The sequence below is a fragment of the Kocuria sp. genome (assembly GCF_030536815.1).
Lineage (GTDB): Bacteria > Actinomycetota > Actinomycetes > Actinomycetales > Micrococcaceae > Kocuria > Kocuria gwangalliensis.
Map to the genome: position 1 here is coordinate 1 of NZ_JAUNPE010000073.1, position 11976 is coordinate 11976.

10 protein-coding genes and 2 pseudogenes are annotated in these 11976 nt (G+C 63.4%); 5 read left to right on the top strand and 7 right to left on the bottom strand.

All coding sequences use genetic code 11. The annotated features are described in order from the left end of the window. Window positions 1-11: 11 nt before the first annotated feature. The 4 genes and pseudogenes from Q4E95_RS08105 to Q4E95_RS08115 form a co-directional block, all read right to left on the bottom strand. The gene (locus Q4E95_RS08105) at window positions 12-671 is read right to left on the bottom strand and encodes a fumarylacetoacetate hydrolase family protein (protein WP_303382819.1); all 660 of its coding nucleotides are present in this window, start codon (window positions 669-671) and stop codon (window positions 12-14) included. A gap of 71 nt (window positions 672-742) precedes the next feature. Continuing rightward, window positions 743-1159, bottom strand: a complete 417-nt coding sequence (locus Q4E95_RS08110; RefSeq protein WP_303382820.1) for a hypothetical protein — start codon at window positions 1157-1159, stop codon at window positions 743-745. Window positions 1160-1243: 84 nt separating this feature from the next. Beyond that, window positions 1244-1534: an FAD-dependent monooxygenase gene (locus tag Q4E95_RS13910; RefSeq protein WP_368660318.1), complete on the bottom strand. Its 291-nt coding sequence runs from the start codon at window positions 1532-1534 to the stop codon at window positions 1244-1246. Next, window positions 1426-2013 (bottom strand): annotated as a pseudogene (locus tag Q4E95_RS08115) (FAD-dependent oxidoreductase); the annotation flags it as partial. The pseudogene Q4E95_RS08115 and the gene Q4E95_RS13910, both read right to left, overlap by 109 nt. 152 nt (window positions 2014-2165) lie before the next feature. Here Q4E95_RS08115 and Q4E95_RS08120 point away from each other — a divergent pair. Continuing rightward, the gene (locus tag Q4E95_RS08120) at window positions 2166-2870 is read left to right on the top strand and encodes a FadR/GntR family transcriptional regulator (RefSeq protein WP_303382822.1); all 705 of its coding nucleotides are present in this window, start codon (window positions 2166-2168) and stop codon (window positions 2868-2870) included. A 43-nt stretch (window positions 2871-2913) separates the two neighbouring features. Continuing rightward, window positions 2914-4929, top strand: a complete 2016-nt coding sequence (locus Q4E95_RS08125) for an acetoacetate--CoA ligase (RefSeq protein WP_303382823.1) — start codon at window positions 2914-2916, stop codon at window positions 4927-4929. A gap of 151 nt (window positions 4930-5080) precedes the next feature. Here the strand turns inward: Q4E95_RS08125 and Q4E95_RS08130 are convergent, their stop codons facing one another. The 3 genes from Q4E95_RS08130 to Q4E95_RS08140 all read right to left on the bottom strand — a co-directional run bounded on the left by Q4E95_RS08130 (window position 5081) and on the right by Q4E95_RS08140 (window position 8413). Beyond that, complete coding sequence (locus Q4E95_RS08130) at window positions 5081-6757, bottom strand: FAD-binding oxidoreductase (RefSeq protein ID WP_303382824.1); 1677 nt, start codon at window positions 6755-6757, stop codon at window positions 5081-5083. Window positions 6758-6786: 29 nt separating this feature from the next. After that, on the bottom strand, window positions 6787-7548 hold the full coding sequence (locus tag Q4E95_RS08135) for a 1-acyl-sn-glycerol-3-phosphate acyltransferase (RefSeq protein WP_303382825.1): 762 nt from the start codon (window positions 7546-7548) through the stop codon (window positions 6787-6789). Window positions 7549-7630: 82 nt separating this feature from the next. Next, window positions 7631-8413, bottom strand: coding sequence for an SDR family oxidoreductase (locus Q4E95_RS08140; RefSeq protein ID WP_303382826.1), 783 nt, complete (start codon window positions 8411-8413; stop codon window positions 7631-7633). A gap of 91 nt (window positions 8414-8504) precedes the next feature. Between Q4E95_RS08140 and Q4E95_RS08145 the strand changes: the two genes are divergently transcribed. From Q4E95_RS08145 to Q4E95_RS08155, 3 genes and pseudogenes are all read left to right on the top strand, one after another. Then, window positions 8505-9392 (top strand): hypothetical protein, encoded by an 888-nt coding sequence (locus Q4E95_RS08145; protein ID WP_303382827.1) that lies wholly within the window; start codon window positions 8505-8507, stop codon window positions 9390-9392. Window positions 9393-9490: 98 nt separating this feature from the next. Then, a complete protein-coding gene (locus Q4E95_RS08150; RefSeq protein ID WP_303382828.1) occupies window positions 9491-11749 on the top strand; it encodes an HAD-IB family hydrolase in 2259 nt (752 codons plus the stop codon). Window positions 11750-11752: 3 nt separating this feature from the next. Then, window positions 11753-11976, top strand: a pseudogene (locus tag Q4E95_RS08155) (ferritin-like domain-containing protein); the annotation flags it as partial.

The window sequence follows — 11976 nt, forward strand, 5'->3', positions numbered from 1 at the left end:
GACCGAGAAGATCAAGTCACGCGTATTTCCCTCTGCATGATTTCCCCGTCGATGTCACTGCACAGGTCGATGGCGTCCCTATCCTCGAACTCGTCCGGTGTGACGAGGTAGGGGCCCACGGGAAGGAAGCCCGGAAACGACTTGCCGAATCCGAACTGCGGAGCCGGGCCCTGTAGCTGAGTGACCCTTTCGGAGAGATCCTGCGCGGCAGTCAGCCCCGCCACGTAGTCCCACGCATCGGATGCCGCCACGTGGTGAGCCTCCTTGCCCATGATGACGGTGAGTTCGACCTCCCAATCCGTATTCCCGCCCTCGGGAAGGTCTACGGTGGTGAACGGCCCCGTGAGCGCGGAAACGAATTTGGTGAAGACCGGGGGCGGCTTCTCCGGGCGCTCGAACCCGGATTCGGCGGCGTGCGCACTGTAATTGAGTCCGATAGCCAAGACTTGACGAGGCCGCGGGGACGGTGAGCCAAGGGCTTTCTCCGACAGCGGTTGCGCCTCGAACGCGTCCAGGTCCGCATCACGGGCCCAGGACAAGAAGTCGTCCCACCGCTCGTAGACATCGGTGATATCTGCTCCAAAGGCGCCGGAGCTCGCGCGGTCGACGTCCACGACCGTTCCCTCGGCGGTAACGAGGGCTGCTCTACCGGATACGTTGGCGAGTTTCATGAATCTCCTTCAAATAACAGTGCGGATTTCTACCAGGCCTCGGGCAAGTGGATGTCGGGGATGACCTCGGGCTAGAACTCCCGTTTGCGGGCACGCGCGTGGACCTCCTCCTGGGACATGCCGGACTCGTAGGCCTCCAGAATCTGCTGTGGATCGAAATGGTGACCAATGGGGTTTTCTCCGAATTCGGAGGAGAAGTACATCCACGAGATGGATTTGCTCCAGTCGCCAAAGGCGTCCACCTGGATTTTCACACCGGTGCCCTCGGGATCCTGGTAATACATGGACATGGTCATTCCATGGTCCAGGCACACGAACGGTTCCAGCCCGAATCGCTTGAGCCGCTTGTAGTTCACGATCCATGAATGGAATTCGGGGTACTCGAAGGCAGTGTGGTGCAGGCCTGCGGTGTGTCCCTTGTCGACCGGTACTTCCAGATCGGGGAACGCGAGCAGCGCAATCCGGTGGTTGGCCTCGTCATTGCTCAACCACGCGGCCGGTCGTCCACGGCCGCGCTGTCCCTGGTCAGAAGCACGTGCCCGTAGCCCGCGACGTCGTCGAGCGGTCCGCCGTCAACCGAGAACTGGGGTGCGAGGGTTCCGTGCCACCCCGGCGCCCCCGCGGCTGGGTCGAGCAATCCGGCGCCCAGAACGGGCGGGTCCGCCGGCGGAAGCACCACGGCGGGATCTGCCTTGCCCGGCGAACGGCGGCATCTGATGGGCGGCATCTCCGGCAAGAGCGATGCGTCCACGATCAGCCAGTCGTATCGGAAGTCCAGGTCGGTCATCCCGACACCGAGGAGCTCCCGAACGGTACTGCGTGAACCATCGCACCCGACGAGAAACCTCGCCTCGATCGACCACGGCCCGTCGGGCCCGCGACAAGTACCCACGATGCCATCGGTGGTTTCCTGGATGCCTGTCAACTCGACGTTGCGCAGCACCGTGACGTTGTCCATGTCGGCAACGGCTCGCGCCAGAACGTTCTCGAGTACGGGCTGGGAGAAGAAACTATCAATGGGCCAGCCGCACGGCCCCGTTCCGGACCGGTCCATGGCAAGCAGGGTTTGTCCTTGGCTGTTACGCCACTCGTAGTGATCCGGTACCGCCTGTGAGATGTTCTGGATTTCATCGGTGAGGCCCAAGTTCTGAAAGATGCGCCCGATCTCGTCATCGAACACCACAGCGCGTGGCAGGGGGTACGCGTCCGCCTTTCGCTCGACAATCGTGACCTGGTGGCCGCGGAGGCCCAGGAGGCGCGCCAGGCTCAACCCCACGGGGCCCGCGCCCACCACCAGGACGTCAGCGCTGAGAGCGGAGGAATGCTGCCTGAGACTTTCCATCAATTAGGCCCTATTAGTCATGCTCAAAAGGTATAACATGAGGGTGGTGTGGATCACACGGCACGGGGTGAAGTGGAAATCCGCAGCGCTACCATGTGACGAACGTGGCCACTGTGGGACCGGCCACAGGAAAGACCGAGGTGAGAAAAACGATGACCCAGGCATTGACCGGGCCAGAGTCGGGACTGAGCCGTGCCGAACAGGCGGCTTTGATCATTGGACGATGGGTTGAGCAGGAAGAACCGGGGGCCCGCCTCGGAACCAGGAAAGAGCTGCAAGAACGCGTGGGTGTCTCGAAAGGCACCATTAACGAGGCTGTTCGACTGCTGGAGTCCCGGGGGCTGATCTCCACGAGAACGGGGCCCGGGGGCGGTCTGTTCACCGCCTCACCGCCACCGCTTGCCCGTCTGGGGCATGCGCTGCTCACCCTGGACGACGACGCCGCAGATGTCGGGTACGCGGTTCGGATTCGCGACGCCTTGGATCCGCTGCTCATTGAAGATGCCGTGTCTCATTCATCCGCCGTGGACATCGTTCGGATGCGACGCTCACTGCAGGAAATGGAAAACGCCATGGGGGCGCAGGATTACCTGGGCTTCCTGCGGGCGAATTGGGACCTGCACGTGGTGATCGCCGCGGTGACACCGAATCAGCCGCTGCGTTCCATTTACTTAAGTCTTGTGGACATGATTCGAACGCACACTGTGGCCATTAAATCCGGCACGGCCGGACCCTTGCCCGAGTACGTTCGTGCGCGTCATCAACTTCATGTCGACCTGGTGAACGCTCTCGACAGGCGGGACCACGCCGAAGCCATGCGCTTGGCCGCAGAACACAGCATCCAGAACAAACCGTGAGAGCGACGGGCATAACTGCTCGGCAATTGGAAGGGACATGCACATGAGCACCGAAACATCGCCTGCCCACACTGATCGCAAGCTTCTGTGGGCTCCCTCGGAGGAATCCGTCCGAAGTTCCAGGATGTACGACTACGCGTCGTACGTGGAACGGGCCTACGGAGTCACGGCCCCCGATTTTTCTGCACTTCACACGTGGTCGGTGAATCACCTCGGAGATTTCTGGCGGGGCGTGTGGGATTACTTCGATGTCATTGCCTCCGAGCCCGGGGACGAGGAGTTGACGGGGGAGACGATGCCGGGCGCGCAGTGGTTCCCGGGTGCGCGTCTGAACTACGCCGAAAATTCTTTGCGGGCCGCAGCAACACGCCCGGATGAGATTGCCATCATTGGTGAGTACGAGGATGCCCCGGCTCGTCACATGACGTGGTCCGAGCTGGAATCACAGGTGGCATCCGTGGCCCAGCGGCTGCGCGACTTGGGAGTCGAACCGGGGGACAGGGTGGCCGGGGTGCTTCCGAACATTCCCGAGACAGCCGTGGCCCTGCTGGCCACCGTGTCGGTGGGTGGAGTGTGGTCGGTGGTCAATACGGACTTCGGGCCGGAGGGCGTGGCCGATCGATTCGCGCAGATCGAGCCCAAGATCCTGTTCACCGTGGATGGTTACAGATTCGGCGGCAAGCTCAGGGACATGACGGACTCGTACGCTCCGCTCCGAGAAGTGTTACCCACCGTGGAGCAGCTGATCGTGATCGATCAGCAGCCCCGTGACACCGTGGGCGAGCTGCCCGCGGACGCTCTGCGGTACTCGGACCTCATTGCGCAACGTGCCGAGCCCAACTACGAGCAGGTGCCGTTCGAGCACCCCCTGTGGATCCTCTACTCATCCGGAACCACCGGCAAGCCCAAGGGCATCGTGCACTCCCACGGTGGCGTGACACTCGAGTTCCTCAAGGCCCTGGGGTTGCACGCCGGGCTGGGTCCCACCGATGTCGCGTATTTCGCCGTGGCCACCACCTGGATGGTGTGGAACATGTCCGTGGGCATCCTCCTCACGGGCGCCACCATCATCACGTACGACGGCGCTCCCACCTTTGGCGGCCCACAGAAATCCTTGGAGCTGGTGGCCAAGAACAACGCCACGTTCTTCGGCACGGGCGCCGGTGTCCTGACCATGATCGAACGATCGGGCGTGGTCCCCAACGTCCACCAGGACTTCTCCGCCTTGAAGTCCATTCTGGTGACGGGCTCCCCGCTCCCCGACACCACATGGGACTGGGTGTACGAATCAGTCTCCGAGGACGTGCGGCTCGGGTCCGACTCCGGCGGAACGGACATCACGAGCGCCTTCATGGGGTCCAACCCTTACCAACCCGTGTACCGCGGCGAACTCCAAGGCCCGTACCTCGGGGCGGACGTTCAAGCATGGAACGGTCAGGGTGAACGGGTATGGGACGAGGTGGGCGAAATGGTTGTCACCAAACCGCTGCCGAGCATGCCCGTGTACTTCTGGAACGACCCTGACGGGTCTCGTTATCGAAGCGCGTATTTCGATGTGTTCCCCGGAGTGTGGCGTCATGGGGACTGGGTCACCCAATTGAACAGCGGCCCGTTCGTGGTTCACGGCCGATCGGATTCCACCATCAACCGAGGGGGTATTCGCATGGGCTCCGCGGACATCACCCAGGTGGTGGACCGGGTGGCCGGGGTGTCCGCGTCCATGGTGATCGGTGCCGAGCTGGCCGGGGGTGATTACTACATGCCACTGTTCGTGGTTCCGGACCCCGGGACGAATCTTTCGGAGGAGCTGCGAGAAACAATCGTGGCGGCTATCCGGGAACAGATATCGCCGCGTTACGTACCGGACGAGATCATTGAGGCGCCGGCCGTTCCCAGGACCCGAACGGGCAAATTATTGGAAATCCCGGTCAAGAAATTGTTCCAGGGGGCGGATGCCAACAGTCTCAATCGTGCCACCGCCGAGGACGCCGAGGTTCTCGACTGGTATGCCCGAACCGCCCATGACTACGTGAAACGGCAAACGCGCCCGGCACAGTGAACTGGGCGCCGGGTCATCCGCTTGGTACGGGGGAACCCATCAGGCGCCGTCGACCGCGCGCTTGCTCTTGAAACGAACTGCTCCCCTGGTGCGGACCGAAGATTTCGGCGCGCACCGGGGGAGCAGTCAGGGTGGCCGACGAGACTCCGAGTCAGGAAATGACTTTCCCGGGATTCAAGTTATTTCCGGGATCCGTGCTGGAAAACAGCGCACGCAGGATGTTCGCGCCCTCCGGGGAGATGTCCTGCTCCATCCACGGCTGGTGTTCGAGGCCCACACCGTGGTGGTGGGAGAGTGTTCCTCCGTTGTCGATGAACGCTTGTTGGATGGCGCTCTTGACGGTGTGGTACTCGTCGTACGGGTTCTTGTCGTCATAGACGTAACCGAACGTGAAGTACAGGCACGCACCGGAGTGATAGGAATGGGACATGTGCGACATGATCCACCCCTTCTTCCCCAGGGATGCGTAGGCGCGTTCCGCGGCGTCGTAGACGGCCTTGTGCACGGTGGTGAGCTTGGACCACGGGGCAGCGGTCTCGGACACGTCACCCACCGTGTTCTGCTCAAGCAGGAAGTCACGTAGGTAAGGGGTGTCGAACTTCTTCTGGTCGTAGAGGGCGCCGGGACCCGAACCGAGCACAATGGCTCCGTTCTTCTTGGCGATGCCGGCCACGGCCTTCTTGCGTGTCTCCACGTCCTTGGGCGAGCCCTCGAAACACACGTAGGAGATGCACATCTCATCCGTGTCCCAACCGCGCTTTCGCATGATGGCCCACAGTGCGTCCTGGCCCTTGGCCGCGAGCTTGCCCTTGGGCGACGTCGGCTTCTTCTGCGTTGCGAGAGAGAACGCCGTCTCGTGGGCGTCCGAGATCCGCGCGAAGGTGAGCGGGATCTCGGCCTCCGTGAACTGGCGGACAGCGGTGAGCGCCTGCTGCCACGTGGGGTACATGTACGCGATGACCTGGTGCTTTTCCGGCAGCCGGTGCACGTGAACGGTCAGTTCCGTGATGATGCCCAGTCGGCCCTCGGAGCCGATGATCATCTCCCGCAGACTCGGGCCGGTGGAGGTTGACGGCAACGGACGCAGCACCACGGTGCCCGTGGCCCGGACCATGCGCAGACCGCGAATAATGTCCGCGATGTCCCCGTACTTGTCCGACTGCATGCCGGAGGAACGGGTCGCTGCCCAGCCACCGAGGGTGGAGTACGTGAAGGAATCGGGGAAGTGGCCCAGCGTCCAACCGCGGGCGTTGAGCTGCTCCTCCATGTCGGGACCGAGAATGCCGGCTTGAATGGTTGCGAGTCCGGAGGTCTCGTCGATCGCGAGCACCTTGTTGAGGCGCCCCAGGTCCACGGAAACAATGCACCGTTCCTCCGACGGATCCGGTTGGAGGCTTCGGGAAATGCTGCTGCCGCCACCAAAGGGAATGAGCACCAGGTCATGCTCGACGGCTGCACGCATGAGGGCAGCGACTTCAGCTTCGGTGCCGGGGTAGACCACGACGTCCGGGATGCGGTGGAAATCGTTGCGCAGAGTCTGCAGAAGCTCCGTCACGGATTTGCCGGCCCAGTGGATCACGCGCAGTTCGTCCTCGGTGCTGACGTTGTCCGCTCCATTGATTTCGCGGAGTAGCCCGAGAACCGTATCCGGAGCCTGGGACGCGGGGACGTGCGCGGTCGAGAAGTCCACGGTGTCCCGCTCGCGCGGTCGCAGTGTCACTCCGATGGCTTCCTTGACGAAGGGAGCAAAGGCGGGCTTGTTCTCGTAATTGAAGAAAACGCCTTCTTCGCCCCAGCCCCACCATTTCTGGTGTTTCACATGTGCCACTGCTGTGTGACCTCTTTCTAAGGGGGTGTTCAATCCTGAATCTTGCTTCGATTCGAAGCGTACAGGGCGCGAACCGCCGCTTCGATGCGTTCGTTGAACCCCGTGACGGTTTCGTTTCCGCGCGCGCGCAGGGGCGCTCCCACAGCCACTACCACGGGTGGCCTACCGGGACGAGGCCAGCTCGAGTCCTTGGGCATGGCCTCGTGAGCACCGATCAACGCCACGGGCACCACGGGAACCTCGAGTGAAAGGGCCAGGCTGGCAGCGCCCACCTTGAAGGGCGCCATCTTGCCGGTCTTGGAACGCGTTCCCTCGGGAAAGATCAAGATGGGTATCCCCGCGGCCAGCAACTTCTTGGACAGCCCGCGGTTGGCGCCGGTTCCGACGCGGTCGATCGGGAAGGCATTGAAAATCAGCTGGGTGAACAGCTTCTTGTACCAGGCCGTGAAGAAGTAGTCGGCGGCCACACCCGTGGCAAGATCACGGGAGATGTAGTGGGGCACGCCGCTCATCACGAGCGGCGCGTCCAGGTGGCTCGAGTGATTGGCCACCACCACGCACCCGCCCTTGACCCCGTAGGCCGCGGGATCCACCACGTTGGTGCGGGTGATCAGGCGATTGACCAGGCCTTTGAAGAAGATCGTCTGCGCGAGCTTTCGCGCAATCCTGCGACCCACATGTGTGTAGTAGGCGGTGCCCACCTTTGCGGAATCGGCCGGCGGCGCGGAGGGTGCGGGGTCGGACTGGGCCACCGGCCCCTCGAGCGACTCCATGATCTGGGGGCGTTCCACCGGCTGGCGAGGGTGTTTGACGCGAGGGCGTCTGCTCTCACTCTGGGGAGGATCGGACTGCTTGCCGTCGGATGCCATGGGATCAGGCCGCCTTCTCGCGCTTGCGTGCCCCGGAGACCTGACGGGAGATCCAACGCACCGCGGGTCGCGGAAGGTGGCGCAGGGCGGTGTACACCGCCTTGTAGCGGACGGCGGGAATCGAGAGGACCTTGCCCCGGGCGACGTCGGCGAGGGCCTTGTCCGCGACGACGTCGGCGGTGAGCCACATGAAGTTCGGGATCGAGGACCCAGCGATGCCGGCGCGGCTGTGGAACTCCGTGCGCACCCAACCCGGCAGAACCGCGGTGGCCTGCACGCCCGTGCCGTGCAGCTCGACCGCCAGGGATTCCGTCATGGACGTGACGTAGGCCTTGATGGATGAGTACTCACCCATGGTGACGCACCCGGCAATGGAGGCGATATTGACGATCCACCCTGTGCCGCGCTGCGTCATGGAGCGACCGGCCGCGCCGGACAGCAGAGCCACGGCGCGGCACATGACATCCATGCCCGCGTCGTGCGGGGAGAAGTCATCGCTCAAAAAGGGGGTGCCCACCGAGAATCCGGCGTTGTTGATGAGTAGGTCCACGGGACGAGTCGTGTCCGCGAGTCGTTGGGCAACCCGTTCCACATCATGACGCTCGGACAGATCCGCCGCCATGACGTCCACGTGAATGCCGTGCTCACCGGCCAATTGTTCGGAAACTTCTCGGAGCCGATCTTCATTGCGGGCCACCAAGATCAGGTTGAAGCCCTTACGGGCTAACGAGCGTGCGAACGCGGCTCCCAGGCCTGACGTTCCACCGGTCACAAGAGCGGTAAGCATGCCACTAAGATACACTACGGTAGGCGTAGCGATTTGGGTTCATGACCCCCCACGAACACGCGCGTTCGCCCCGAATCATCGAGGAGGGACAGTGGCAGAGGAGTCCTACCTGGCATTGCACCGACAGGGCAGGCTGTACGGGCCCACGGATCAGGAACTTGTCCTGCGAACCCCCTTCGAGGTCCAACAATTCACCATTGATGCGCAGGGCAGCCTGCGCGCAGAGATCGATACGAACGCCTTTCGGGAGAATCCGTTGAGCCCCGAGCGGCTCCGGGATCTGCGCTACCTGTGGGACGTCGAACGGTCCACCATGGGACACATCCGCCACGTGGTGGTCGGCTACACCAACAAGGAATCGCGTGTCGCCGCGTTCCTCACCACATGGGCCTACGAGCGCCACTGGATCGCCGATGCCTATCAGGCCGTCCTCGAAGCTCACGGGAAGGATCTTTCCGGCCCCGTGGACCAGGCCAACCTGTTCCCGGAGCGTGTCGAGCTGTTCCTGGAACACCTGGCGCCCATGACCGATTCCGTGTGGACCAATCTGTTCGGCGAAGATGTCGTGGCCGGGTACATGGCGCGTGGGTGGTCACGAGAGGCCAGTATGCGCGCCGCGCTCGCCGCTTTCGACGACGCCGCGAGCCACCCGGAGCTCTCGGCTCTTCTGAAGCGCGTGGTCGAGATCAAGACCGTCCACGAACGGTTCTTCGCCGTCGAAACCAGTGAACGGGTGCGGCACTCACCACGGGCCGCCGCGTTTGCCCGCCGCTACGTGAAGATCGGCTTTAACCCGCTGCGACCGGTGGGGGCATCCAGGAAGAGCTTCCGAGAATTCATGCGGAACATTTGCCCCACCGTGCGGGAGGCCCGCCTGCTGCTGCACCGCGCGGACGATCCGTTGCAGTGCTCACCGGGGACGGCCGGTACGGAACCGCTGCGCCGAGCGCTCGAACGTGACCACGTGGTGAACCGTTAGGCTCTTCTCTACATCAATTGATCCACGGGCCGGTGGGAACTCGGCCTCATCTTCCCGCGACAACCGTGTCCGAGCATCCCTACCTCCGGAGGAACCCGTTGACCCAGACCACCACCAAGCGCGTCCTGCTCACGGGAGCCACGGGCTTCTTGGGGCAAGCAGTCCTGGAACGACTGCTGTCCAGCCACGAGGACATTCACGTGACCGCGGTGATCCGCGCCAAAGGGTCTTTGTCCGGTCAGGCTCGCCTCAAACAACTGTTGCGCAAGCCGGTGTTCAAGACGTGGCGTGAATCGGTGGGCAAGGAACGGGCGGAAGAGATCTTCACGGAACGCACAAGCGTTCTCGAGGGTGACCTCACGGGCTTGGCCGGTATCACCGAACCCTTCGACGTGGTGGTCCACTCCGCATCGACCGTGTCCTTCGACCCGCCCATTGACGAAGCCTTCAAGACCAACGTGGGCGGCGCCGTGGGCCTGTACGAATCCCTGCGCGCAACGGGCCAGGATCCGCACGTGGTGCACGTGTCAACGTGCTACGTGGGTGGTATCGCCAAGGGGTTGCGCCCCGAAGCGCCCGTGGATCACAACGTGGACTGGAACGTCGAGTTCGACGCCGCGGTTCGCGCCGCAGACACCGCTCAGGTGGAATCCCGCTCACCCGAACGGCTGCAGGCTTTCATTGAGAAGGCCACATCCCAGTTCGGCAAGGAAGGCCCCAAGTCCGTAGCTCGCGCCGCGGAGGAAGCTCGGCAGGCATGGGTTCAGGAACGGCTGGTCGACCACGGCCGAACCCGTGCGCAGTCCTTGGGGTGGACCGACATCTACACCTTTACCAAGGCCCTGGGCGAACGAGTGGCGGAGGAGAAGTGGGCCGGCGCGGGACACCAGCTGTCCATCGTGCGCCCGGCCATCATTGAGTCCGCCCTGCGCTACCCGTTCCCCGGCTGGATCGACGGCTACAAGGTGGCCGACCCGCTCATCATGGCCTACGCCAAGGGCGCGCTGCCCGAGTTCCCCGGTCTGCCGGATTCCGTGCTCGACGTGATCCCGGTTGATTTCGTGGTCAACGCGATCGTGGCCCTGGTCACCCAGGGGCACCGCGCGCCGTCGGGCGAGCTGACCGAAGAAACGGACATGGACCCGCAGGCCGCCTACTACCAGGTGTGCTCGGGTGCGTCGAATCCGCTGCCGTTCCACCAGATGTACGAGAACGTGCGTGAGTTCTTCCGCGCGCAGCCGCTCGAGGATTCCCACGGCAACCCCATTGCCGTTCCCGAGTGGAAGTTCCCGGCGAATAACGCGGTGGAGCGCGGGCTCGCTCTCAAGGAGAAATTGGCGGCGGCCGGCGGCAAGCTCAGCGCCGTCCTACCGGCCACAGCGCGAACCCGCGAGTGGACCAACTCCCTGCACCGGATGCAGGCGGGCCTGGGCTCACTGCGCACCTACGTGGACCTGTACCAGAACTACACGCGCACCGAGATGATCTTCGACGACACCCACACGCGCCAATTGGACCGGGCGCTACCGGAGTCCGCACCCGAGGACCAGCACTTCGATCCGCGGGCCATTGACTGGCGGGACTACTGGCAGAACGTGCACCTGCCCGCCCTCACCGAAATGACCCGCGCATACGGCCGGTTGAGGGCCGCCTCTCGCAAACGTGAAACCCGACCGCGCGCGCTCAAGTCCGGTACCGATGTGGTGGCGGTCTTCGACCTCGAGGGCACAGTGGTGTCCGGCAATATCATCACCCAGTACGCCAAGCTGCGCCGCAGGGAACTCAGCCCGATGCAGTGGCCCGGCGAGATCACCGAATTGCTCGGCAACGCACCCACGTACGTCAAGGCCGAGCGTCGAGACCGCGGAGAGTTCATCCGCGCGTTCCTGCGCCGCTACGAAGGCGTCTCCGTGGACCGCGTGGAGGAGCTCATGAACGGTTCCCTGGGCCGGGCCATGGAGAAGGGTCTGCGACCCGGTGCCCTCGCACGGATCGAAGAGCATCGCGCGGCCGGTCACCACACAGTATTGGTCACCGGCTCTCTCGACCTGCTGGTCAGTCCCATAACGCACCTGTTCGACCACGTGGTGGCGGGCCGGATGGAAGTGGCCGACGGCAAGCTCACCGGTTATCTGGCCACCCCGCCGCTCGTGGACGAGGCCCGCGCCCAGTGGCTCAAGCGCTACGCGGAGGAGAACGGATTCGACCTGAGCCGCTCCTACGGCTACGGAGACTCGGTGGCCGACGCCAGTTGGTTGTCCCAAGTGGCTCACGCACACGCCGTGAACCCCGATTTGCCCCTGTACCGGCGGGCGAAGAAATCGCACTGGCCCATTGAGGACTGGAGGAAAGCCTGAGCCATGGCCTTCAACATCGACAAGTTCGCAGAAACATCGCAGCGCGTGAAATGGGCCGACCTGGATATGGGTGAGTTCGTCACTCGTCCACTGCCCGAGGACACCCTGCGCTGCCTGCGGTACATGTGCGATGTGGAGTACCACACCGTGTGCTACATGCGTGACATGCTGGTGACTCCCTCGCACCAGGACAAGGACGTCTCCACGTTCATGACCATGTGGAACCG

Coding starts and splice junctions, on each gene's coding strand:
- Q4E95_RS08140 (WP_303382826.1), bottom strand. CDS start 8,413: ATGCTTACCGCTCTTGTGACCGGTGGAACGTCAGGCCTGGGAGCCGCG.
- Q4E95_RS08105 (WP_303382819.1), bottom strand. CDS start 671: ATGAAACTCGCCAACGTATCCGGTAGAGCAGCCCTCGTTACCGCCGAG.
- Q4E95_RS08120 (WP_303382822.1), top strand. CDS start 2,166: ATGACCCAGGCATTGACCGGGCCAGAGTCGGGACTGAGCCGTGCCGAA.
- Q4E95_RS08125 (WP_303382823.1), top strand. CDS start 2,914: ATGAGCACCGAAACATCGCCTGCCCACACTGATCGCAAGCTTCTGTGG.